Source organism: uncultured Parolsenella sp. (assembly GCF_958346945.1).
Lineage (GTDB): Bacteria > Actinomycetota > Coriobacteriia > Coriobacteriales > Atopobiaceae > Parolsenella.
On sequence record NZ_CATVTL010000003.1, the window covers coordinates 1 to 22,375 of the forward strand.

22 protein-coding genes are annotated in these 22,375 nt (G+C 66.8%); 7 read left to right on the forward strand and 15 right to left on the reverse strand.

All coding sequences use genetic code 11. The annotated features are described in order from the left end of the window. The 14 genes from Q3866_RS02935 to Q3866_RS03000 all read right to left on the reverse strand — a co-directional run. Nucleotides 1-248 (reverse strand): prepilin peptidase (locus tag Q3866_RS02935; RefSeq protein WP_301829473.1); only part of this gene is annotated, 248 nt, incomplete at its 3' end. A 74-nt stretch (nt 249-322) separates the two neighbouring features. Next, on the reverse strand, nt 323-808 hold the full coding sequence (locus Q3866_RS02940; RefSeq protein ID WP_301829474.1) for a YqeG family HAD IIIA-type phosphatase: 486 nt from the start codon (nt 806-808) through the stop codon (nt 323-325). Beyond that, the gene (gene mltG, locus Q3866_RS02945; RefSeq protein WP_301829475.1) at nt 809-2,014 is read right to left on the reverse strand and encodes an endolytic transglycosylase MltG; all 1,206 of its coding nucleotides are present in this window, start codon (nt 2,012-2,014) and stop codon (nt 809-811) included. It abuts the gene before it with no gap. Between the two features lie 181 nt (nt 2,015-2,195). After that, nucleotides 2,196-2,651: a Holliday junction resolvase RuvX gene (ruvX, locus tag Q3866_RS02950; protein ID WP_301829476.1), complete on the reverse strand. Its 456-nt coding sequence runs from the start codon at nt 2,649-2,651 to the stop codon at nt 2,196-2,198. A gap of 10 nt (nt 2,652-2,661) precedes the next feature. Then, complete coding sequence (gene alaS, locus Q3866_RS02955) at nt 2,662-5,298, reverse strand: alanine--tRNA ligase (protein ID WP_301829477.1); 2,637 nt, start codon at nt 5,296-5,298, stop codon at nt 2,662-2,664. 147 nt (nt 5,299-5,445) lie between these two features. Further along, nucleotides 5,446-6,771, reverse strand: a complete 1,326-nt coding sequence (locus tag Q3866_RS02960; RefSeq protein ID WP_301829479.1) for an AI-2E family transporter — start codon at nt 6,769-6,771, stop codon at nt 5,446-5,448. Beyond that, nucleotides 6,768-7,625, reverse strand: coding sequence for an RNA polymerase sigma factor SigF (locus Q3866_RS02965; RefSeq protein WP_301829480.1), 858 nt, complete (start codon nt 7,623-7,625; stop codon nt 6,768-6,770). The genes Q3866_RS02960 and Q3866_RS02965 overlap by 4 nt, the downstream gene beginning before the upstream one ends. Next, nucleotides 7,618-7,989: an ATP-binding protein gene (locus Q3866_RS02970; RefSeq protein WP_293826622.1), complete on the reverse strand. Its 372-nt coding sequence runs from the start codon at nt 7,987-7,989 to the stop codon at nt 7,618-7,620. Before Q3866_RS02970 ends, Q3866_RS02965 begins: the two co-directional genes overlap by 8 nt. 12 nt (nt 7,990-8,001) lie before the next feature. After that, entirely contained in the window at nt 8,002-8,601 is a 600-nt protein-coding gene (locus Q3866_RS02975; protein WP_301829483.1) for a hypothetical protein, read from the reverse strand. Nucleotides 8,602-8,849: 248 nt separating this feature from the next. Then, nucleotides 8,850-10,220, reverse strand: coding sequence for a replication-associated recombination protein A (locus Q3866_RS02980; protein WP_301829484.1), 1,371 nt, complete (start codon nt 10,218-10,220; stop codon nt 8,850-8,852). 120 nt (nt 10,221-10,340) lie between these two features. Continuing rightward, entirely contained in the window at nt 10,341-11,573 is a 1,233-nt protein-coding gene (locus Q3866_RS02985; protein WP_301829485.1) for a deoxyguanosinetriphosphate triphosphohydrolase family protein, read from the reverse strand. 14 nt (nt 11,574-11,587) lie between these two features. After that, nucleotides 11,588-12,913, reverse strand: coding sequence for an SGNH/GDSL hydrolase family protein (locus Q3866_RS02990; protein ID WP_301829487.1), 1,326 nt, complete (start codon nt 12,911-12,913; stop codon nt 11,588-11,590). A 173-nt stretch (nt 12,914-13,086) separates the two neighbouring features. Next, on the reverse strand, nt 13,087-13,950 hold the full coding sequence (locus Q3866_RS02995) for a metallophosphoesterase (RefSeq protein ID WP_301829489.1): 864 nt from the start codon (nt 13,948-13,950) through the stop codon (nt 13,087-13,089). 16 nt (nt 13,951-13,966) lie between these two features. After that, entirely contained in the window at nt 13,967-14,599 is a 633-nt protein-coding gene (locus tag Q3866_RS03000; protein WP_301829491.1) for a very short patch repair endonuclease, read from the reverse strand. Between the two features lie 188 nt (nt 14,600-14,787). Between Q3866_RS03000 and Q3866_RS03005 the strand changes: the two genes are divergently transcribed. From Q3866_RS03005 to Q3866_RS03020, 4 genes are all read left to right on the forward strand, one after another. Continuing rightward, nucleotides 14,788-16,125, forward strand: a complete 1,338-nt coding sequence (locus tag Q3866_RS03005; protein ID WP_301829492.1) for a Sau3AI family type II restriction endonuclease — start codon at nt 14,788-14,790, stop codon at nt 16,123-16,125. 147 nt (nt 16,126-16,272) lie between these two features. Beyond that, nucleotides 16,273-17,562, forward strand: a complete 1,290-nt coding sequence (dcm, locus tag Q3866_RS03010; RefSeq protein ID WP_301829494.1) for a DNA (cytosine-5-)-methyltransferase — start codon at nt 16,273-16,275, stop codon at nt 17,560-17,562. Between the two features lie 42 nt (nt 17,563-17,604). Beyond that, the gene (locus Q3866_RS03015; protein ID WP_293673565.1) at nt 17,605-17,766 is read left to right on the forward strand and encodes a hypothetical protein; all 162 of its coding nucleotides are present in this window, start codon (nt 17,605-17,607) and stop codon (nt 17,764-17,766) included. A gap of 120 nt (nt 17,767-17,886) precedes the next feature. Continuing rightward, nucleotides 17,887-19,917, forward strand: a complete 2,031-nt coding sequence (locus Q3866_RS03020) for a cation:proton antiporter (protein WP_301829496.1) — start codon at nt 17,887-17,889, stop codon at nt 19,915-19,917. Here the strand turns inward: Q3866_RS03020 and Q3866_RS03025 are convergent. Beyond that, on the reverse strand, nt 19,884-20,072 hold the full coding sequence (locus tag Q3866_RS03025) for a hypothetical protein (protein WP_301829498.1): 189 nt from the start codon (nt 20,070-20,072) through the stop codon (nt 19,884-19,886). The genes Q3866_RS03020 and Q3866_RS03025 overlap by 34 nt on opposite strands. 44 nt (nt 20,073-20,116) lie before the next feature. On the opposite strand from Q3866_RS03025, the gene Q3866_RS03030 reads away from it, so the two are divergent. The 3 genes from Q3866_RS03030 to panC all read left to right on the forward strand — a co-directional run bounded on the left by Q3866_RS03030 (nt 20,117) and on the right by panC (nt 22,374). Beyond that, nucleotides 20,117-20,536, forward strand: coding sequence for a (deoxy)nucleoside triphosphate pyrophosphohydrolase (locus tag Q3866_RS03030; RefSeq protein ID WP_301829501.1), 420 nt, complete (start codon nt 20,117-20,119; stop codon nt 20,534-20,536). 90 nt (nt 20,537-20,626) lie between these two features. Further along, nucleotides 20,627-21,472, forward strand: coding sequence for a 3-methyl-2-oxobutanoate hydroxymethyltransferase (gene panB, locus Q3866_RS03035; RefSeq protein ID WP_301829503.1), 846 nt, complete (start codon nt 20,627-20,629; stop codon nt 21,470-21,472). Next, nucleotides 21,472-22,374, forward strand: a complete 903-nt coding sequence (panC, locus tag Q3866_RS03040) for a pantoate--beta-alanine ligase (RefSeq protein WP_293673570.1) — start codon at nt 21,472-21,474, stop codon at nt 22,372-22,374. Before panB ends, panC begins: the two co-directional genes overlap by 1 nt. Nucleotide 22,375: the final 1 nt, after the last annotated feature.

The window sequence follows — 22,375 nt, forward strand, 5'->3', positions numbered from 1 at the left end:
CACGCCCAGGCGGCCATGTACTTGACGTCGCCAAGCCCCAGGCCCACCCACCCCGAGACCGCGCGGTAGGCGCCCTCGGCGGCAACGCCAAGCAGCAGCGTGGCCACGGCCACGGTCGCGCACGAGACCGGCGCGGGAAGCGCCGGCAGCGCGCCCGTGAGGGCACGCAGGCAGCACAGGGCAAGTCCCAGCAGGCAGATGGCCCCGCAGCATGCATTGGGGATGGTTCTCGTGCGAGCGTCCCTCACGCTTGCAAAGACGCCCGCGGCACCAAGGCCACAGGCGAGAAGGAGGCAAAGCACATGCGTCACGGCGTGCAGGCTCACCTGCGGGCGCCGATCGCGCGCTCGAAGATGCGAAAGATGTGCGTGTACCACAGGTCGGTCGTGCTCTGGGGCTCCACGAGGATCGTGCGCACCCCCGCGAGGTTGCCCGCCATGACGTCAGTGAAGACCTGGTCGCCAACGAGCACGGCCTCGTCGGGTGTGGCGCCCATGAGGTCAAGGGCGCGCCTCACGGCAAAGGGCGCGGGCTTCATCGCGTGGTGCACGACGGGGCAGCCAAGCTCGGCGGCGCTCGCCTCGACCTGTCCGGAGTGGAAGTTGTTCGAGACCATGCACAGGCTCATGCCCGCCTCGCGCACGCGCGCCATCCAGTCCATGACGGGCGCGGGCGCCACGCCGGTGTCGCGCGGCACCACGGTGTTGTCACGGTCGAACAGCACGCAGCGGACACCGGAGGCCGCGAGATCATCGACGTCGACGTCGGTGATCGCGGGCACGCAGTGGGTGGGTCGCACAACGCTCATCTAGCGGTTCTCCTCAATGGCCTGAAGGTGCTCGTCATAGGTCGCCGAGAACCATTCGTCGGTCTGGGTGATGTAGAAGTACAGGTAGTTCGTGTCGTCGGGGTTGAGCGTGGCCTTGATCGACTCGACCGAGGGCGCGCAGATGGGCGTGGGCGTGAGTCCCGTGTTGAGGTAGGTGTTGTAGGGGCTCTCGGCCTTGAGGTCGTCGGCGGTGACCTCTCCGCCCGTGACGTACATCATCGTGGCGTCGCTCTGCAGCGCCATGCCCTGCTTGAGGCGGTTGAAGAACACCGAGGAGACCTTGGGGCGCTGGTCGGTCGTGACGGCCTCACGCTCGACGATCGAGGCCAGGGTGAGGATGTCGTAGTCGCTCATCTGGATGCCATAGCGCTCCGAGATGAGCTGCTCGCCCGCCGAAAAGTCGAGCGAGGCGACGTCTGCCTGGTACTGGGCGAGCATCGCGCGGATCACGGTGTCTGCCGTGACGTCGGAGCGACCCGAGAAGTCATAGGTCTTGGGACAGAGGAAGCCCTCGAGCGAGTCGTTGGCGGCCGCGGCGAGGAACGGGTAGTCAGCGGCGTAGTTCGAGGCCTTGGCCTGCGCTACGAAGTCGTCGGCCGAGATGGAGGGCAGCGTCTGGTTCACGAGCGCCGCGGTCTGGCTCACCGTGAGGCCCTCGGGCACCGAGAGGCGTCCGCTCGTGGAGTTGGGACCGGTCGTGAGCTGGTGGATGATGCTGTCGAGGTCCTGCCCCACCGTGAAGACGTAGGCGCCACTCTTGAGCGAGCCGTCGGCCTTCTGGCGCTGCAGCTCGGAGATGAAGTCGTCCGAGCTCGCGATGACGCCCGCCTCCTTGAGCTTGGCGGCGACCGCCTGGGCGCCCGAGCCGTCGTCGATGACGACCTCGACCGTGGCGCCCCGGTTGGGCAGCGTGTCCTGGCTTGCGGAGTCGCGCATGAGCAGACGTGGGACGAGCACCACGAGGGCAGCGATGACCACGACGGCAACGACGACGCCCGCGATGATGGGACCCTTGTGCGAGTGGCCGCCGCGGGAGGCGGCCTGCCGCTGGGCGCGCGTGCGGGGCGCGGCGAGGCTCTGCATACCGGCGGTGTTGCCGCTGCGGGGCACCTGGGCGTAGGGGTTGGCGGCCTGGCGCTGGGCACGCGTGCGAACCGATGCGGCCTGGGGCGCGCTGGCCCTCATGCGAGAGGGGCGCGGGGACACACCCGCCTGGCGCGCGACCGCGCGACCGGACTGGGACGGCGTCGCGGGACGCGCGTGACGACCGGCGCCCGCGCGCGAGGGCGCGTCGCCGGTTGAGAAGCGGGGCGTAGACCTACGCCTGGGAGAGTCTGCCATGTGGGGCCCTTCTCGAGAGGTGTCGCTAGCGGGCACCCGAGAAGGGGTCCGAAGCATCGCTTGCGGCGCCGGCCCCATGGGAGTCTAGCCAGGCCTGGAGAAAAAGCGACGCAGCAATCATATCAATCTTGCCACGCATCTGCTTCTCCTTGAGGCCCTGCGCACGAAGGATGCGCTTGGCCTCCGCGGAGGAGAGACGCTCGTCGGCAAACACGAGGGGCAGGTCGCACGCGTCTGCGACCTGCCGCGCCTGGGCCATGATGCGCTCGGCCTGCGGGCCGTCCTCGCCACCCATGGTCTGGGGACGGCCGCAGACGAGCACCTCGGGCTCGTAGTCCTCGAGGATGCGGCGGAAGGTGCGGGAGATTCCCAGCACCTCCGCCGCAGGCAGGACCTTCACGGGGCTCGCGATGCGCCCGGAGGCGTCGCTCGCGGCGATCCCGATGCGAACCTCGCCGATGTCCAGCGCAAGCGCCCTCACGAGAGCCGCCTTAGGCCAGCATCTCGCGGGCGGCGGCAAGCGCTGCCTCGATGCCCGCGGCGTCCTTGCCGCCGGCCTGGGCCATGTTGGGGCGGCCACCGCCACGGCCGCCAACGAGACCGGCGACCTTGCGGATCACGTCGCCGGCGCCAAAGCCTGCGGCAACGGCGCCGTCGGTGGCGGCGGAGAGCATGGCAACCTTGCCCTCGGGGGTAACGGTGGTCAGGAAGCAGGCGACGTCGCCGCCGTTGGCCTTGTCGCGGATGGCGTCCCAGGCCTCGCGCAGCTCGCCGGCCTCGAGGCCGTCCATGCGGGCGATGACGGCCTTGTAGGAGCCGCAGTCGATGGCGGCGCCCATGGCGGCCTGGATCTTGTCGGAAGAACCGCCGAGAAGGGCCTGCTTGAGCTTGGCCTCGGCCTCGCGGGCGCCCGCCTTGATGTCGGCGATGCGGCCGGCGGCGTCCTCGGGGCGGCACTTAAGCTCGGCGGCCACGGCGTCGAGGGCCTCGTTGCGCTCGTCGAGCCAGGCAAGGGCGCCCAGGCTCGTCACGGCCTCGATGCGGCGGACGTTGGAGCCCGTGGAGGACTCGGAGACAATCTTGAACAGGCCGAGCTCGGAGGTGTTGCGGACGTGGGTGCCGCCGCACAGCTCGCGGCTGAACGGCACGTCCTCGGTGCCGCAGGAGACCATGCGCACCACGTCGCCGTACTTCTCGCCAAAGAGGGCCACGGCACCGGCGGCCTTGGCCTCCTCAATGTCGCAGACCTTCGTAACGACCGGCTTGGCCGAGAAGATCTCGACGTTCACGAGGTCTTCGACCTCGTGCAGCTGCTCGGCCGTGAGGGCCTCGAAGTGCGTGAAGTCAAAGCGCAGGCGGCCTTCGTCCACGAGAGACCCCGCCTGGTTGACGTGCTCGCCAAGCACGGACTTGAGCGCGGCGTCGAGCAGGTGCGTGGCCGTGTGGTTGCGACGGATGAGCTCGCGGCGGTGAGCGTCGATTGTGGCGCACACGGTGTCGCCCACGTGGAGCGTGCCCTCGGCGACCTTGGCGACGTGCGCGTGCAGGCCGCTGTGGCCCTTGGTGTCGCTGACCTCGAGCTTGGCGGAGTCGCTCGCGAGGGTGCCGGTGTCGCCCACCTGGCCGCCCATCTCGGCGTAGAACGGGGTGCGGTCGAGCACGACCTCGACCTCGGAGCCGGCCTCGGCAGACTCGACGGAGGCGCCGCCCGCGACGATGGCGACGACCTTGGCGCCCTCGAGGTCGTTGCTGTCGTAGCCCTCGAACTGCGTGGGGGCCAGCTGGTCGGACAGCGCGGTCCAGACGTTGTTGAAGTCGCCCCAGGCGTCGCGGTTGGCGGCGGCGCGGGCGCGGCTCTTCTGCTCGGCCATGGCGGCGTCGAAGCCCTCCATGTCGACGTCGTGGCCGGCGCCGGCGGCGATCTCGACGGTCAGGTCGATGGGGAAGCCATAGGTGTCGTGCAGCTTGAAGGCGTCCTCGCCCGGCAGCGTGGCGCCGGCCTCGAGACCCTCGAGGGCCTCATCGAGGTAGGTGCGGCCCGTGTCGAGCGTGTTGGAGAAGCGCTCCTCCTCGGCGCTGACGATGCCCTTGACCAGCGCGACGTTCTTGAGCAGGTCGGGGTAGGCCTCGCCCATCAGGCGGTTGACCTCGTCGATGAACGTGGTGAGGAAGGCGCCCTCGATGCCCAGCAGGCGGCCGTGGAAGACGGCGCGGCGCAGCAGGCGGCGCAGGACGTACTCGCGGCCCTCGTTGCCCGGCAGGATGCCGTCGGAGATCATGAAGTCGACCGCGCGGGCGTGGTCGGCGATGATGCGCAGCGAGCGGGAGGCGCCGGAGTACTCGTCGGCGACGTAGGTCTTGCCAGAGACCTTCTCGCCCAGGGCGATGAGGCTCTGCATGAGGTCACCGTCATAGTTGGAGCTCTTGTGCTGCATGATGCCGGCCATGCGCTCGAGGCCCATGCCCGTGTCGAGGTTGCGGTGGGGCAGCTCGGGCATCGAACCGTCCTCCTGGCGGTCGAACTGGGTGAAGACGAGGTTCCAGAACTCGAGGAAGCGGTCGCAGTCACAGCCTGGCTTGCAGTCGGGCTTGCCGCAGCCGACCTCCTCGCCCTGGTCGTAGTAGATCTCGGAGCAGGGTCCGCAGGGGCCGGTGGGGCCGGCGGCCCAGAAGTTGTCGTCCTCGCCCAGGCGGGAGATGTGGTCCTCGGCGACGCCCAGCGAGCGCCAGATGTCGTGGGTCTCATCGTCGTCGGTGAAGACGGTGAAGTAGAGGCGGTCGAGCGGCAGCTGGAACTTCTCAGTGATCAGTTCGAAGGCCCAGGTGCAGGCCTGCTGCTTGGAGACGCCGCCAAAGGAGAAGTCGCCAAGCATCTCGAAGAACGACAGGTGACGGCCGTCCTCGCCGATGCAGTCGATGTCATTGGTGCGCACGCACTTCTGGCAGGAGCAGGCGCCGATCTCCTTCATCGTCTTCTTGCCCTGGTAGTACTCCTTGAACTGGTTCATGCCAGCGTTGGCGAGAAGCAGCGACGGGTCCTCGGGAACGAGCGAGGAGCTGGGGTACAGCTTGAGGCCTCGGTCCTCGAAGAACTTGAGGAACGTCGAGCGAATCTCGGCGGTAGTCATGGTCGGAAAGTCAGCGGTGCTCATATGTCTCCCCTGCGTTCGGGTCTTGTCGACGGTCATACAACCTTGGAAGTATACAGCGTGCCGGCCGCTTGGAGCCGCGAGGCCGCGCCCCCGCACGAATGCTCCAGCGCATGGGACAAGCGGCTACTCCCCCTTGTGAAGGCGCGCGCGGAGGTGATCGAGAAGGCCGGGTTCGGGCGCGGGGGCCTCGTCGGCCTGGACGTCGTCGGCGTTGCGGTTGGCCACGATGAGCGAGGTGGCAGCCAGCGAGTCGTCGTCGAGGGCGTCATACGAGGGCACCGGCGAGCCGTCGGCGTGGTGGAAGGGGGTCCCCTTGAAGAGCGCGCCGTTGAAGCCCACGAGCTGTCGGCCGGTCTTGCTCTCGAAGTAGTAGATGAACGCGCCCTTGACCGCAGCCGTGAGCGGCACGGCCAGCGCCATGCCCACGGCGCCGCCCAGGCTCGCGCCCACCGTGATGCCAATGAGGCTCATGGCGGGGTGGATCTTCACCGCGCTCTGCATCACGAGCGGGCTCACCAGGTTGTCGGTGACGTTCTGCGCAACGATGGCCCAGACGAGCGTCCACACCGCAACGGCCGGGCTCGCAAAGAGGCCGGTCAGCGTGGCCAGCAGGGCAGACACCGCGGGGCCCACGACGGGCACGAAGTGCATGATGCCCACGACGACGCCCATGAGCCCGGCATACGGGTGCCCACAGATCCACAGCGCGAGAAACACCAGCGTGCCGTTGAGCACGCTCGTAATCACGATGCCGCGCATGTAGCCGCCCACCGAGCGGCCCAGGACCGCCACGAGCAGCGCCAGGTCCTCGTCATGGCGCGGACCTGCGATGACGCCCAGCTCGCGCATGATGGCCGGGTAGTCCTTCGCAAACCAGTAGGCCAGCACAAGGCCCAGGAAGAACATCACGAAGTCGTTTGCGAGCGCCATCATGTTGGGCACGAGGGCGGCAGACAGCCAGTTGGCAAGCCTGGTCACGAGGGCCTTGCCCACGTCTCCCAGGGTTCCGATGGCACCCTGCACGCTATCCCAGAGCACAGAGTTCTTGCCCTGCGTGAACGGCAGGGTGAGGTTGCGCGCCGCGTCCTGGAGCTGCGAGAAGAAGGCGGGCATGCGCTCGAGCAGCTGCCTCAACTGGTCGAGGAACATGGGCCCCAGCCAGCACAGGAGCCCCGCGACGATGGCCAGAAACGCCACAAGCGAGACGAGCGCTCCCAGGCCGCGGCCCACGCCGTGGCGCTCGAGCCAGTTGGTGAGCGAGCTGCAAATGAACCCCACAACGGCACCCACGAGCAGGCACTTGACGGCGTCGCCCACGGAGCCAAGCGCCGCAAGCGCGATGACGAACGCCACGGCGCAGCCCACGAAGGCCCACGCGCGCACGGCGACGAGCCGCGCGGACACGTAGGCCCGCTGCTGCTCGTCGGGGGTCTTTCGGCCAGCCGTCACCGCATCAGCCCCTCGGGGTCGACCTTCTCCTGCAGCTTCTTGAGCGTTCGGCGCAAAAGGCGGCTCACCTGCACCTGGGACACGCCCAGGCGCTTGGCGATCTCGACCTGCGTGAGGTTGTCGTTGAAGCGCATGCGGATGACCTCCTGCTCGCGCGGCGAGAACTCCTTGATGGTGTCCTCGATGACCATACGGTCGTCGGAGGCGGCCAGGTCCTGGTCGACGCTCGCGTAGTGGTCGATGACCGCGGGCGCGTCATCGTCGTCGGAGCCGCCGGACTCGAGCGGCACGGAGCTGTAGGCGCTCGAGGACTCCATGGCCTCGAGCACCTCCTCGACCGTGACGCCAAGCTTGCTAGCGACCTCCTCGGTGGAGGGGGTGCGCTGCAGCTCCTTGGTGAGCTCGTCGGTGGCCTGGTTGACCTTGCTCGACAGCTCCTGCAGGCGGCGCGGCACGCGCACGCTCCAGCCCTTGTCGCGGAAGTGGCGCTTGATCTCGCCCAGGATGGTGGGCGTGGCATACGTTGTGAACTCGAGGCCGCGCTCGGGGTCAAAGCGGTCGATGGCCTTGATGAGGCCAATCGTGCCCACCTGCACGAGGTCATCGAGCGGCTCGCCGCGGTTCTTGAACTTGCTCGCGAGGAAGCGCACCAGGTTGAGGTGGCTCATCACCAGCTCGTTGCGGGCGTCCTCGTCGCCCTGCTCCTTGTAGAGTGCAAACAGCTCGCGCGTACGCTGCTTGTCCCACGCGAGCTTGCCCTTGGGCGTGCCGGGCAGCTCGTGGGTGGAGGCGGCAGCGGCACGCCGGGCCTCGGCGCGCTGCTCGCTGGTTAGCTCTGTCGATTCGCTAGGCATCGGCAACATCCACGGACTTGGAGAGGTGAAGCGTGCGCGTCGAGCGGTCGAAGACGCACTCGTCGCACACGGCGTTGAGGATGAGCTCGGCGTAGGTCGAGGCCGGGTCGTCCTCGGGAAGGTCGTTGGGGCCAAACGCGAACTTGGCACCCAGGTAGCCCTCGGCCACCTGGAACTCGATGTCACACGCGGCGGGGCCGGAGGCGCAACACCACACGAAGGCCTCCTCGGCGGCCATGCGGGCATCCTCGACGTCCTCGACCGACTGGCCGGAGATGACGGCGAGGTTCGCGGCCATCATGCGGACGGTGCGCGCAAAGTCGGGCTGAGCGGGGATGCTGAGGTTGACGATCTGCTTGTCCATCTTCGCCACCCCCTACTCGGCAGAGCCATCGGTCGTGGCGGCATCGCCCTCGGCCTGGGCGGAGGCGCCGGGGTAGGTGAAGTAGCCCGTGTCGCCCTTGACCCGTTCGACCTCGACGTCTGCCTCGGGCGTAGGCTCGCCGGCCTCGTCCTTGGGGGCCTCGAGGTTCGCTGCGGTCTCGGGGGCGGCGATCTTGGCGGCCTTGCCGGCGCCAGTCACCTTGCCGGCGACCTTGGCGGCAACCCCTGCGACGCCGCGCGAGACGGACTCGGCCGCGCCGGTCACGGCATCGGTCACGTGGGCGCCCGCGCCGGTCACGGCGTTGACATCGGAGAGGATGCCCTCGACGCGCACGAGGTCGACGTTGATGAGGTCAACGGTGGTCGAGGCCTTCTCGAGAATCGGGGCGACCTCCTTGGCCGCGGGACCAAGCTCGTCGATTGCGCCGTCGAGCTTGGCGATGGCGGGACGGACCTCACCGATCGTATCGTTCACGGAGTCCGAGAGCTCGCTGACGCTCTTGCGGGTCTGGCGCAGGGTGAGGGCAAGCTCGACCACGGCCCAGACGCCGGCAATCACGAGGACGATGAGGGCAATCGTCATTGGATCCATCGGGATTCCTCCAAGTTTCTAAGCGATAAGCGTGGCGCCCGCAGGAGGCGGGCGCGCTCCATGGGCTTCATTCTACCCATCCGTGTGGGCGGGCAGCGCCACGGGTGTGGCCGAGAAGCACGTGCGCGGCCGCGAGGCTCCGCCTGAATCGCGGGCGAAGCCAAGAAGGATGGAGCACGCCCACTCGTACGGTCCGCCCGCCAGCACCGGGGGCATGACCGAGAGAAGCGACACGCACCCGACCTGCCCTACTGCTGCGGCCGGTCGCGGCGCGTCGCGTCGAGGCGCCAGGCCTCCCAGCCGCGGCCGCTGGGGTGGAAGAACGCCCCGTGCTCCAGGCCATCGGGCAGGTACTGCTGGGGCACCCAGCCCTCCGGGTAGTCATGCGGGTAGAGGTAGGGCCCGTAGGCGTCTGACCCCGGACGGTGGCGGTCCCTCAGGTGGTTGGGCACCTCGCGGCGCGGCCCGTGGCGCACCTCGTTCAGTGCGGCGTCGATACCCGCCTCGGCGGCGTTGCTCTTGGGCGCCAGGCACACGTAGAGCGCGGCCTGCGCCAGGTTGATGCGGCACTCGGGATAGCCAATGACCTCGGCAGACTTAAAGGCGGCGTGGGCAATGAGCAGGGCCTGCGGGTCTGCATTGCCCACGTCCTCGCTCGCGTGAATCATGATGCGCCGGGCGATGAACTTGGGGTCCTCGCCCGCGTCGATCATGCGGGCGAGCCAGTAGAGCACGGCGTCGGGGTCGCTGCCGCGCATCGACTTGATGAACGCCGAGATGATGTCGTAGTGCATGTCGCCGGACTTGTCGTATGGAAGTCCTCGGCGCGGGTTGGCCTCGAGCACGTGCTCGACCGTGATGGGCAGCGCCTCGCCGTCCGCACCCAGGCGCGAGCCGTCCGCGAGCGTCACCGTGCCGTCGGGCCCCACCTTGGCCGCGGGTGGCAGCGCCATCTGGCTCGCGAGCTCGAGCGAGGTGAGCGCGGCGCGGGCGTCTCCCCCGGCAAGCTGCACAATCTGCTCAAGTGCGTCGTCATTGAGTGAGAAGGCGCCGCGCAGGCCATGCTCGGAGGTGCAGGCGCGGCGCAGCAACTCGGCGATGTCCTCGTTTCCCAGCGGCTGCAGCTCGACCACGCGGCTGCGCGAGATGAGCGCCGAGTTGACCTCGAAGTAGGGGTTCTCGGTGGTGGCGCCGATGAGCACCACGATGCGGTCTTCGACGGCGTGGAGCAGCGCGTCTTGCTGCGTGCGCGAGAAGCGGTGGATCTCGTCGACGAACAGGATGGTGCGTACCCCACGCGTCATGAGGCGGCTCTCGGCGGCGTCAATCTCGCGGCGTAGGTCCTTGACGGTGCCCGTGACGGCCGAGACCTCGACGAACTCCGCATGGGTGGTGTTGGCGATGATGCGCGCCAGGGTGGTCTTGCCAGTGCCCGCGGGCCCGTAGAGAATCACGCTCGACAAAACGTCGTGCTCGATGGCGCGGCGCAGCCACGAGCCCTCGCCCACCGCCTGGGCCTGGCCCACGTACTCGGCAAGGGTCTGCGGGCGCATGCGCACGGCCAGTGGCGCGTTCTCGTTGCGTTTGTAGCGCTCGGCTTGTGTAAACAGAGTATCCATGGGAACAATTGTACGACACTTTTGAGCCCGCATCGCCACAAAGAGCATGACAGCGGGGACGTGTCTTTTGTCATATGGCAGAAGGCACGTCCCTCCGTCATGGACGCCCCTGTCACGCCCCTAGCAGAAGTAGCCGCGGCGGCGAAAGACGGGGGCGCAGCTGGGGTCGAGGTCCTGGCAAAGGGCCACGAAGTAGTCGTCGGTCATCGAGGAGATGTAGTCCACCACCGTGAGGTCGAGGTCCGCCTGCCAGTCGTAGCTGCGGCCATAGTGGGCAAGCGTGCGCTCGACGTCAGCGATGTGGTGGCGAAACACGGGGCTGTCGGTGCGCCCGGCGGCAAGGTCTTCGCGCATGCGCTCGTAGACCATGGCAAAGAGCTCGGCAAAGTCTGCCGAGAGGTCTCCCGAGAGCTCGCTGGCGTTGTAGATCTTCTCGTAGTTCTCGCGCTTGGCGCGGCGCATCTCGGCAAACGCCGCCTCGCTCATCTCGATGCGGGGCTTGCCAAAGCTGTGCTCCACCACGTCGGTGATGAAGGCGCCCAGGGCCCACGTGTTGTAGGCGCTGCCCAGGCCGTCGTCAAAGGTGTCCTCGCGTGCCACGCCCGCGGCGATGGCGTCCTGTCGGTCCTTGCCCACGTAGGCGATGATGTCGGAGACGCGCACGACGCACCCCTCGAGCGTCATGGGGCGCAGGTGCCCAATCGCGTGCTCGCCGTTGTCCCAGCAGCCCTGCACGATCTTGTCGAACTCGGAGAAGCTCGCAAGGCCGCTCGCCTCGAACACCTGACGCTCGCACTCGCCGTTGTGGCAGATAACGCCGTCAAGCGTCTGGAGGGTGAGGTTGCGGCCGTAGAGCACGTCGAGCACGCGCACGCTCTGCACGTTGTGAAAGAACCAACGGCCGGTGCGGCCGTGGTAGACGTCGTTCAGGAAGCGCTCGCCGGCGTGGCCAAACGGCGTGTGGCCAATGTCGTGGCCAAGGGCAATGGCCTCGATGAGGTCGAGGTTGAGCCCCAGCGACAGGCCGATGTCGCGCGCCACGCGGCTCACGAGCTGCACGTGCAGGCCGCGGCGGGTGATGTCATCGTTGGCGCGCAGGGAGAACACCTGGGTCTTGCCCGCGAGGCGGTTGTAGGCGGGCAGGTGGATAACCTTCTCGGCATCGCGCACGAAGGCGGGGCGGCTCGCGGTGGCGCGGTCGCGCTCGGTGTTCTCGCGGCGGATGGCGGCTGTGTTCTGCGTGGCGTAGGCGCTCAGGTGGCCGCGGGCGCGCTGGTCGAGAACGGCACCCGCGAGACGCGGCGACAGCTCCTGCGGCAGGTTGGGAACGAGGCGGTTCGCGAGGTTTGCCATGGCAATCTTCTCCCCTACTCGTCAAGCAGCGTGAACATCGAGATGGTCTGGCCCACCGGCGTGTCCTCGACGGCCGCGGCCCTGCGGGTTAGCTTGTTGGCCGAGACGGACGCAGGCTTAGTGGGCTTGGCGGCCTCGACCTTAGCTGAAACGGACGTGGCTTCTGCCTCGGTATCTGCCGCGTTGGCCAAGACGGGCGCGACCTCTGGCTTGGGCTCAATCGCGGCGGCAACCGCGGCCTTGGCCTTGCGACCGCCCCGCTTCTTGGTCCCTCCACCAGATTGGGACAGAAAGGCTACGGGCGGAAGTGTCCCAGTTCCAGCGCAGGCGCCGCAGCGGCCAAAGCGGCCCGTCTCGCGCAGGCACTGGCACGAGAGCTTGGGCAGCTCGGAGCACACGAAGCGCGCCAGCAGCGCGGCGCCGGCCGCCGTGGGGTGGCCGTCCTCGTCGCTCAGCAGGTCCTCGGGCAGGGTGGGGGCGCGCAGCACCATGACGACGGGGGCGCTCGCGGCGAGCCTGCGGCGCCTCACGCGGGCCGCGGCTTCGTCGATGAGGTCGGCCACGCGCTCGTAGCACGAGCCCCTCACGGCCTCGCGCCCGGGCTGCTTGGCGGGCACCATGACCACGAGAGGCACGCTGGGCCACAGCTCGTCTGCGCGGGCGAGGTAGCTCGCGATCTCGCGGCCCGTTACGCGCTCGTTGCAGCGGCCATAGCGGTAGTTGGCCCCCAGCGCCACGATCACAAGCGACGGGTCCATGCCCACGGGCAGCGCGCCCAGCGAGCTCTCCTGGAACACCTGCGCACCCACGCTCTGGTTCACGAGGCCGTACTGCAGCTCGTCGGCCACAAGGCTTGGCCAGGCAAGCGCCGGGTCGCCCACGGTGAAGCCCTGGGCCACCGAATCTCCCAGCACCAGCAGCGTGCCGCGCGGTGCCTCGCCCGAGACGGGCCGCACGAACGAGCCGTTGCCGTAAACGCGCCGCAGCTCGCAGCCCCTCAGGCTCGGCAGCCACACGCGCACGCGGTGCATGTCGCCAAAGCCGGGCAGCTGCACCAGGTTGCCGCGGCTCTTGAATCCGCCCAGGTCAAGCAGGACGCCCGGACCCGCCTCGCCGGGCGCGGCCGCAACATCAGGCACCAGCACCACGCGCGACAGGTGCTTGCCGTCGACGTCGGCCGACAGCCCGTCATGGGGCGCGGTGGCGTCCCCTACCTCGGGCTTCATGCCCTTGAGCACGTTTCTCGTGGCACGCGGCTCGGTGTCTGCCGCAAACTCGACAAGCACCTGCGTAGCATCGGTCTCGAACTCAAGGCGCACGCCCGCGGTGCAGGCCGCCATCTGGCGAAAGATGCCAGGATACCACGCAAGGCAGCTTGAGAGGGCACGCCGTTGCATGGTCGAGAAGCGCTGCGGGCGGACCCATCCGCCAGGGCATTCCTCAAGCTCAACGTACCCGTGCAGAAGATCGCGGGCAGGGGCGGAGGCACCCGAGCGCACGTCCCAGTCCATGGCTACTCGCCCTCTCGGATGTCTGCGTAGAAGCACGCGAGGTCGTCGAGGCGCAGCACTCCCACGCAGCCCATGCCGTGGCCGCTCGCCGCGGCGCAGTCGATGTCGATGCGGTCGACCCTGTTGCCCGTGGCCTCGCACGCGCCATAGACAACGACCTTGCCCTTGCGCTCGGATGACATGCACTGCTCCTCGGACAAGCCGGCAAGGCCCGCGAGCAGCGGCGACGGTGTGTGGCCGGCCACCACGACGGGACCGCGGCCGCCCTCGTCCACGAGCCTCGTGGGAAACGCCAGGCCGTCGCGCATCCACAGCAGGACGTCTGCCGGCTGGCAGCCCAAAAGGTCGAGAAGGGCGGCAGGCTCGCACGGGTCTGCCTCGGGATGGGCCTCGCGCCACTCGGAGACGAAGCCCGCGTCAATACCCGCGTGCACGAGCGCAAACGTGTGGCCACCAGCCACGGCGACGTCATAGAGCGGCAGGCCAGAGGCCCAGGAGATGACCTCGTCGTATTCGTCTTCCCTAAGCTGGCACAGCTGGGTGGCCGTGGCGTTGCCGCCGTTGTTCATCCAGTCGAACCAGTCGGTGAAGGTGATGTTGTCGAGCCCCGAGAGATCAAACTCGCCGTCCCTGGGAGCGCCCGTGTGGGCCGTGGCATGCAGCATGAGCTGCTCGTGGTTGCCCATGAGCACGCGGGCCTGGGGCAGCGAGCGCACCAGCAAGATGACACCCAGGGGGTCCGGGCCGCGGTCGATGAGGTCTCCCAGGACGTACAGCACGTCGTCGCTTGCGAGCGAGATTTGATCCAACACCTCGTCGAGCGCCCGGACGTGGCCGTGCGCATCAGACGTGACGTAGACTGCCATGCTGCACCTCCTGTTGCTACCTGCGGCGATGGCGCGCGCGGGCGCCGGCTCCGTGAGACGTAATTGTCTTATTATGACGCGAACGGAGCTTCTTGGCACGCTGGCGATGGCGCCAGGCGGGCGCGGTGCCCACCTCGATGACGCAGCCGGGGCCGTCTGGCCAGGCAAGCGTGGCCGCCGGGGACAGGGGGACGGGTCCCTTGTCCCCACGGGGTGCGACCTCGGCTTTATTGGCTGAGGAACCCGCGCGGCGCACCTCGTCTGCCACGCGGGCAACGGTGGCGTCAAAGCGGTTCTTCTTGAGGCGACACTCCCAAACAGTGATGACCTTCCAGCCGTCTCGGGCAAGCTGCTCGCGGTCGCGCTCGTCTCGGGCGCGGTTACGGGCAAACTTGGCGGTCCAGAACTCGACGTTAGACTTTGGTGTGGAGAGGGCGCAGTAGGGGCAGCGGTGCCAGAAGCAGCCGTTGACAAAGATTGCGACCTTGCGGCCGGGATAGCAAATGTCTGGCTTGCCGGGAGCGGCCTTCCAGTGCAGGCGATACCCAGGCAGGCCAGCCTCGCGCAGGGCCGCGCGCACCCTGAGCTCGGGCTTGGTGTTCTTTGACTTGTTCGCCTGCATCACATGGCGCGTCGCCTCAGAAACCATGGCCCTCCCCTCGCCGCGCGCGTGTTTGTGTCCGACAAGTCTAGACCAACTGGCCGAGCAGTTCATAATTCGGTGTAGGCCGCCAAGAGTTTGTGACTATCCGCCACCAGTCTAATTAGACACGCAGGCGACAGCGAGCCGTCGCGATACGGATTAGCATGAGGCCACCCTCAACGATTGGACCAGCTATGGCGTGCCTTAACTTTGCCTATGACCCCACGGACCCCAACTCGATCATCGAGTACGCAAAGCGTCTCGAAGGCCACACCCTTCGCGAGATGAGCAATGCGCCCGAGCTCCCCGACCCGACCGTAAGGCGCGGCGCCTTTGGCAACGCCCTCGAGAAGTACTACTTCGGCTACGCCATCAACAGCGACTCTGCCCCCGACTTCGCCGAAGCCGACCTCGAACTCAAGTCCACGCCGCTCAAGAAGACTAAGAAGGGCGAGTTCGTGGCCAAGGAGCGCCTCGTTCTTTCGATGATCGACTACATGAGCGTTCCAGACGAGACCTTCGAGACCTCGCACTTACTCAATAAGGTGCGCAGGATGTTGCTCGTTCTGTATCAGTACGAGCCCGAGAAGAACCCCGTGGACTACGCCATCGAGTTTGCCGGTTCCTGGAGCATTCCCGAGGAGGACCTTCCCCAGATCAAGAAGGACTGGGAGACGGTCGTGGAAAAGGTGCGCTCAGGCCACGCCGAAGATATCTCCGGCAGTGACACGCTCTACCTCGAGGCATGTACCAAGGCGGCAAACAGCAGCGTGCGTAGGGCACAGCCCTTCTCGGATGTTCCCGCCAAGCCGCGTGCCTGGGCCCTTAAGGCCTCGTACATGACGGGCATCGAGCAGCAGGAGCTCGAAAAGAGCAAGCGCATCAAGCGCAAGAAGGGCGAGGAGGAGCTGCCGATCATCGAGCTTATCCGCAAGCGTTTCGAGCCCTACTTTGGCATGAGCCACGAACGACTGATGTCCCTGTTCAACGTCTCCGCGTCAAAGAACGCCTGCGCAAGAATCACGAACCTCATCCTGGGCGTTGGAGAGAAGGACAAGGTCAAGGAACTCGAAAAGGCAGGCGCCAAGCCCAAGACCATCAGGCTTCACAAGGATGGTAGGCCCGACCAGGCAATCTCCTTCCCGGCCTTTGACTACTTTGAGCTCGAGAAGACTCCCTTCGAGGATTCGGACTTCAAGGCACAGCTCGAGCAGCTGTACTTATTCGTCATCTACCGCGAACAGGATGACGGCACCTACGCCCTCTCAGACGTCTGCTTCTGGCAGATGCCCGACAAGGACGTCGAAGAGGGGCGCCGCTGCTACGAAGCCATGCAGCGCAACGTTCGCATCGGTCGCGCCGACATCTCAGTCAAGTCCTCGGAGAATCGTTGTTGCCACGTTCGCCCGCACGGCCGCAATGCTGCAGACACGCGCCCGCAGCCCCATGGCGAGCCGGTAACGAAGAAATGCTTCTGGCTCAATCAGGGGTATCTGAAGGAGCAAATCGCCCAGACGCTGGAGCGTTGCTAGTCCTTGATTGCCTGATTTGTGTCAGGTATCGAGGCTACAGTAACCACATGGATTGATTGAAATCGAGCGAGTCGGCATATTGATCTGGCTCGCTCGATCGGTTAATCTAGATAGAAAGAAATAGGTCACAGCAGCGATTGGAGAAACGTGACCGACCAAATCAAAGTTGCCGAGCTCTTTGCTGGGGTCGGCGGGTTTCGCCTTGGCCTTGAAGGCTACAGCGACCCCTCTCACCCCGAGTTTTCCCTGCCTGCCGCAGGGCCCTTCAAAACCATCTGGGCCAACCAGTGGGAGCCGCCCGGAACGCAGGGGCGACAGTTTGCCGCCCGCTGCTATGCGGAGCGCTTTGGCGAGAACTCCGTTGTAAACCAGGACATAGCCGCGGTTCTTGACGAGGCCGAAGCCGGCAAGCGAGAAATCCCCACGGTTGACATGGTCGTGGGCGGCTTCCCTTGTCAGGATTATTCCGTTGCCCGCCCCCTTGCCCAGGCACATGGCATCGAGGGCAAGAAGGGCGTTCTGTGGTGGGAGATTTACCGCTTCCTCAAGCTGCAGAATGACCGCGACGAAAACGCCTGCCGCTATTGTCTGTTCGAAAACGTTGACCGCTTGCTCAAGAGTCCTGCTTCCCAGCGCGGCCGCGACTTCGCCATTATCCTGTCGTGCCTCGCCGAGCGCGGCTACAGCGCGGAGTGGCGCGTCGTCAACAGCGCCGAGTACGGCTTCTCGCAGCGCCGCAAGCGCATCTACATCTTTGCCGAACGTAATGCATCCTGGGACCTCGAGATGAGGCTCACGGACGGCGTGATGTCACGCGCGTTTCCCATGGTCGCTCCGGCCGAGGAGGAAATTCGCACCATCAGAATTCCGGCCGACCCCTATGACGCATCCAGGAGCTTCAACCTTGTCGGCAAGGCCTCTCCTTTCCTCGATGCGGGTTGCATGGTTGGAAATAGGGTCCTCACCTGCAAGGTTGTCGAGAACTACACCGGAGCGCGACGCACGCTTGGCGACGTGCTCATTCCCGACGACGAGGTTCCCGCCGAGTTCTTCATCGACGATTCTCAGCTTCCCAGGTGGGAGTACCTCAAGGGCTCCAAACGCGAGGAGCGTACAAACAAGAAGACCGGCTTCACCTACACCTACTCTGAGGGACAGATGGCCTTTCCCGACGCCACCGACAAGCCTTCTCGCACGATTCTCACCGGTGAGGGCGGGCGCGGGGCAAGCCGCTTTAAGCACGTAATCCAGTGCATAGACGGTCGCTATCGCAGACTCGTGCCCGACGAGCTCGACCAGCTTCAGGGCTTCCCTCGAGGTTGGACCAACACGGGGATGACCGATGGCAACCGCGCCTTCTGCATGGGCAACGCACTTGTCGTGGGCGTCCCGCACCGCATTGGCAAAGCCATTTGCGAGCTTAGAGGCAAGGAATAGGTATCTACCAGCAACTTATTGGTTTCTCGGATTGGAGCATACATGGCCAGTCACGACCTTATCGCCCAACTCAACGAAGCCATCGAGAAGGCCCGGCAGATTATGGAGCTTGCAGAATCTGACGACACGGATGGCGCCTACTCCGCCGCCGAAGAGCTCGCGGATCAGCTAGAAGACGCTAAGGCCCTTCTCGCCCAAAACTAAAATCAAACGTGCCCGTTGGCGGCTCGCCCCACGCGTTGGGACGGGCCGCCCTTCTTTCGCATGAGATACTAGCCATCGGGCGCAATCGCCCCCGATGCCAACCCGCCCCAAAGGAATCGCATGTCGTCGTTCGAGATCATTCTCCTGCTGCTAGGCTGCCTTCTTGCCTCAAGCGCATTTGCCCAGGTACTGCCCCGCGTCTCGCTGCCGCTCGTGCAGATTGCCCTGGGTGCCGCCGTGGGCTGCCTCATCACGACCGACCCCACGCAAATCTTTCGCGACCCCGAGCTCTTCCTCGTCCTGTTCATCGCTCCCTTGCTCTTTGAGGAGTCGCGTCACGCGGACAAGGCCGAGCTCCTACGCGCTTGGGCGCCCGTTGCCTCCCTCGCGATTGGCCTTGTGATCGGGACCACCCTCGTCGTGGGCGCCACCCTCCACCTCGCCGACCCCGCGATTCCCCTCGCCGCGGCCTTTGCCCTGGGCGCTGCCCTTGGCCCCACCGACGCCGCGGCCGTCGCCGCCCTGGGAGCAGACGTCACCCTCACCAAGCGCCAGAAGTCGCTGCTCTCGGGCGAGGCCCTCTTCAACGACGCCTCGGGCGTCGTCTGCTTCGAGTTTGCCGTGGCCGCAGCGGCAACCGGGTCCTTCTCGCTCGCTCGGGCAAGCGCAACCTTCCTCGCCGACTTCTTTGGCGGAATCGCCGTGGGCCTCGCCTGCGCCCTCGTCATCACCCTGCTCGTGGGCCGCATCCGCGCCCTCGGCCTCGAGACCCCCACCGAGCACGTGCTCTTCGAGGTCTGCACGCCCTTCGTGACCTTCCTCGCCGCTGAGGCCCTGCACACGAGCGGCATCCTGGCCGTCGTTGCCGCGGGCCTGCTCATGCGCTTCAATCCGGGCCGCCTCACGGCCGAGTCTTCGCGCCACGCCCTGGCCTCCGAGAGCGTCTGGGAGCTCCTCACCTTCATCATCAATGGCACGGTCTTCGTGCTTCTGGGCATGAAGCTCCCAAGTACCATCGCCCCCACCCTGCGCACGGCCCAGGGCACGGACTTTGTCCGGCTCTGCGGCCTTATGCTGCTGGTTTGCGTGCTTGTGGTGGGTGTGCGCCTCCTCTGGGTGCTCGCACTCGAGCGCATCCACCGCGTCCGCCACGCCAACGACGGCCAGGCCCACAACTGGCAGCGTCTGCTGCGCAGCGCCCTCGTCACGACCCTCAGCGGGCCCAAGGGCGCCGTGACTCTCTCGATCATGCTCACCCTGCCCTACCTCACGGCCGAGGGCACCGCGTTTCCCCAGCGCAGCCTGCTCATCTTCGTAGCCTCGGGGGTCATCGTCCTCACCCTGGTGCTGGCAAACTTCCTCGTACCCCTGCTTGCCCCCGCCCCCGACACGACCCAGGCCGAGGCAGCCCTCACGCGCGCCCGCGCCGAGGTCCTGCGCCGCACCATCGCCCACATTGAGCAGGGCGAGGCCAGTCACGGCACCTCGCGCGAGGCCGCCGCGGCCACGCGCCTGGCGGCCCGCTCCTTCCGCGAGCGGCTCGACGCCACCCTCGAGCGCGAGGCCTCGGCCGCAACGATGATCGAGCTGCGCCTGCGCGTCATCGAGGCACAGATTGCCTTTGTGCACGAGCAAATCGACGCAGGTAGCGCGGACCGCAACGTGGCCGAGCGCTACCTGGAGGCCCTAGAGGGCCTGCAGAGCACCTACGAGCTGCACCGCGGCGTGAGCGGAGGACGCGGCAGGCGGCGGGCGCACGCGGCGCGCCTGGTGCGCGCTATGGCCAGCCGTGCCGACGACGCCGAGCGCGAGCAGCTCGCAAGCCTTCACGCCGCAACCGAGCGCCACGCCATCGACCAGCTGCGCGCCTGGGCACCCGAGCTCTCTGACGAGCAGCAGCTCGCGGCCCGTATCATCGCGGGCGAGCACCGCGCCCAGCTAGCCGCCACGGCCAACGTGCGCAGTGGGTCGTCCCGCGCGGAGTGGCACGCCCGCGTTCAGGCCCAGTGCCGCGAGATCGAGGCCGAGGCGCTCGCCTTTGAGCTCGAGCAGATCCGCGAGTTGCACGAGGCCGGCGAGCTTTCCCGCGTCGGCGCCCGCGAGCTGCGCGAGGAGGTCTACCTGCTGCAGATGGGCCTGGACGCGCGGTAGGCCTTGTTGGTGGCGCGCTTTCGGGCGCTTTTCTCGGCAGCGCTCTTCTCGGCAAAGTTCTTCTCGGCCACGTCCTTCTCGGCAGCGCGTTTATCGGCCGTGTTCTTCTCGGCAGCTATATTCACGGCCACGGGCCCAACATGGGTACAATCCACGCGACACCCACGCGGCCGCGAGGCGGCCCAGAAAGCGAGGCACCATGCCCAACGACAACCTGCACGTGGCAGCCGCGATCATCGTTCGCGACGGCCGCATCCTGGCAGCCCAGCGCAGCCACGGCATGAAGGACGGCTGGGAGCTGCCCGGCGGCAAGCTCGAGCCCGGCGAGTCTGCCGAGCAGGCCTGCCGCCGCGAGATCCGCGAGGAGCTGGGCATCGAGCTCGGAGTACTCTGGCCCTTCTCGACCGTGCGCCACGACTACCCCGAGCTCTCCATCACCATGGACGTCTTCTGCGCTCCCGTCCCCGCGGTAACTGAGCTCCAGATGCTCGACCACGAGGCCCTGCGCTGGCTCGACCGCGACAGCCTGCTTAGCGTCGACTGGCTCGCGGCAGACCTCGAGGTCGTGCGCTCGCTGGGCCTCTCCTGGAGCGACGTCTTCGAAGATATGCACCTCTAGGCGCTTGAACAGCCTACAATAGACATTTGGACCGGCACCATGCCGGCCGCAAGGCGCCCTCCCCCGCAACCCGGGCGCGAAAGGAAGCACATGGCAAAGAACACGGTTCTCACCCTCGCCAAGCAGGTTGCCGAGGGCCAAAAGGTGACGATGGTCACCAGCTACGACTACACGATGGCCAGCATCGTCGAGGCCGCAGGCATCAACATGATCTTGGTGGGCGACTCGCTTGGCATGACCATGCTTGGCTACGAGGACACCATCCCCGTGACCATGGACGACATGATCCACCACACCCGCGCCGTCACGCGCGCCACGAGCGACACGTTCGTCGTGGGCGACATGCCGTTCATGTCGTACCAGGCCAGCGTCGAGGAGGGCCTGCGCAACGCCGGCCGCCTCATGAAGGAGGGCCGCTGCCAGGCCGTCAAGCTCGAAGGCGGTGTGCGTTGCGAGGAGACCATCCACGCCATCGTCGAGAGCGGCATCCCCGTGGTGGGCCACGTGGGCATGACCCCGCAGAGCGCCAACTCCTTTGGCGGCTTCAAGGTGCAGGGCAAGAGCGCCGAGAACGCCCAGCGCATCGTCGATGACGCCCTGGCCGTCGAGCGCGCCGGCGCGTTTGCCGTGGTGCTCGAGTGCGTCCCGCGCGACCTCGCCGAGTTCATCACGTCCAAGCTCACCCACTGCTTCACGATTGGCATTGGCGCGGGCGCGGGCTGCGACGGCCAGGTGCTGGTGGCGCAGGACCTTCTCGGCATGACGCCCGGCGGGTTCAAGCCCAAGTTCGTGCGCCAGTTTGCCCAGGTGGGAGATGCCATGCGCGAGGGCTACGAGGCCTACGCCGCCGCCGTGCAGGACGGCAGCTTCCCCGCCATCGAGAACGGATTCAAGATCGACCCCGAGGTCATGGACCAGATCAGGAGGAACAACTAATGCAGGCAGTCACCACCGTCGCCGAGGTTCGCGAGCAGGTCAGGGAGTGGAAGCGCGCGGGTCTCACCGTGGGCCTCGTTCCCACCATGGGCTTTCTGCACGAGGGCCACAAGAGCCTGATTGTGCGCGCCGCCGCCGAGAACGACCGCGTCGTTGTCTCCGACTTCGTGAACCCCACGCAGTTTGGCCCCAACGAGGACCTCGAGAGCTACCCGCGCGACTTTGAGCGCGACTGCAAGCTGTGCGAGGAGGCCGGCGCCGCGCTGGTCTTCCACCCCGAGCCCAGCGAGATGTACGCGCCCAACGCCTGCACCTACGTCAACATGGACGAGCTCACGCACGAGCTGTGCGGCCTCACCCGCCCGATTCACTTCCGCGGCGTGTGCACCGTCGTCTCCAAGCTGTTCAACATCGTGACGCCCGACCGCGCCTACTTTGGCCAAAAGGACGCCCAGCAGCTCGCCGTCATCCGCCGCATGGTGCGCGACCTCAACTTTGGTATCAAGATCGTGGGCTGCCCCATCGTCCGCGAGGAGGACGGCCTGGCCAAGAGCTCGCGCAACACCTACCTCTCGCCCGAGGAGCGCACCGCGGCCCTGTGCCTGTCGCGCGCCGTCTTTGCCGGCCAGCGCATGGTCGAGGCCGGCGAGCGCGACGCCAAGACCGTGCTTGACGCCATGCGCGCCATCATCGAGGCCGAGCCGCTCGCCAAGATCGACTACGTCAAGATGGTCGACTTCGAGAACATCGTGCAGATCGAGCGAATCGAGGACGCGCCGGTGCTGTGCGCCATGGCCGTCTACATTGGCAAGACCCGCCTCATCGACAACTTCATCTACGAGCCGGAAGGGCACGGCTGCGGTTGCGGCTGCGACTCTTGCGGCTGTGGGTGCAACGACTAGG

Bases quoted from the DNA above. Each gene is read 5' to 3' on its own strand.
- alaS (WP_301829477.1), bottom strand. From the start codon at position 5,298: ATGACTACCGCCGAGATTCGCTCGACGTTCCTCAAGTTCTTCGAGGAC.
- Q3866_RS03000 (WP_301829491.1), bottom strand. From the start codon at position 14,599: ATGGTTTCTGAGGCGACGCGCCATGTGATGCAGGCGAACAAGTCAAAG.
- Q3866_RS02975 (WP_301829483.1), bottom strand. From the start codon at position 8,601: ATGGATCCAATGACGATTGCCCTCATCGTCCTCGTGATTGCCGGCGTC.
- panB (WP_301829503.1), top strand. From the start codon at position 20,627: ATGGCAAAGAACACGGTTCTCACCCTCGCCAAGCAGGTTGCCGAGGGC.
- Q3866_RS02980 (WP_301829484.1), bottom strand. From the start codon at position 10,220: ATGGATACTCTGTTTACACAAGCCGAGCGCTACAAACGCAACGAGAAC.
- Q3866_RS02990 (WP_301829487.1), bottom strand. From the start codon at position 12,913: ATGGCGGCCTGCACCGCGGGCGTGCGCCTTGAGTTCGAGACCGATGCT.
- Q3866_RS03030 (WP_301829501.1), top strand. From the start codon at position 20,117: ATGCCCAACGACAACCTGCACGTGGCAGCCGCGATCATCGTTCGCGAC.
- mltG (WP_301829475.1), bottom strand. From the start codon at position 2,014: ATGAGGGCCAGCGCGCCCCAGGCCGCATCGGTTCGCACGCGTGCCCAG.
- Q3866_RS02940 (WP_301829474.1), bottom strand. From the start codon at position 808: ATGAGCGTTGTGCGACCCACCCACTGCGTGCCCGCGATCACCGACGTC.
- Q3866_RS02985 (WP_301829485.1), bottom strand. From the start codon at position 11,573: ATGGCAAACCTCGCGAACCGCCTCGTTCCCAACCTGCCGCAGGAGCTG.
- Q3866_RS02970 (WP_293826622.1), bottom strand. From the start codon at position 7,989: ATGGACAAGCAGATCGTCAACCTCAGCATCCCCGCTCAGCCCGACTTT.
- panC (WP_293673570.1), top strand. From the start codon at position 21,472: ATGCAGGCAGTCACCACCGTCGCCGAGGTTCGCGAGCAGGTCAGGGAG.
- Q3866_RS03005 (WP_301829492.1), top strand. From the start codon at position 14,788: ATGGCGTGCCTTAACTTTGCCTATGACCCCACGGACCCCAACTCGATC.
- Q3866_RS02995 (WP_301829489.1), bottom strand. From the start codon at position 13,950: ATGGCAGTCTACGTCACGTCTGATGCGCACGGCCACGTCCGGGCGCTC.
- Q3866_RS02965 (WP_301829480.1), bottom strand. From the start codon at position 7,625: ATGCCTAGCGAATCGACAGAGCTAACCAGCGAGCAGCGCGCCGAGGCC.
- Q3866_RS03020 (WP_301829496.1), top strand. From the start codon at position 17,887: ATGTCGTCGTTCGAGATCATTCTCCTGCTGCTAGGCTGCCTTCTTGCC.
- Q3866_RS03015 (WP_293673565.1), top strand. From the start codon at position 17,605: ATGGCCAGTCACGACCTTATCGCCCAACTCAACGAAGCCATCGAGAAG.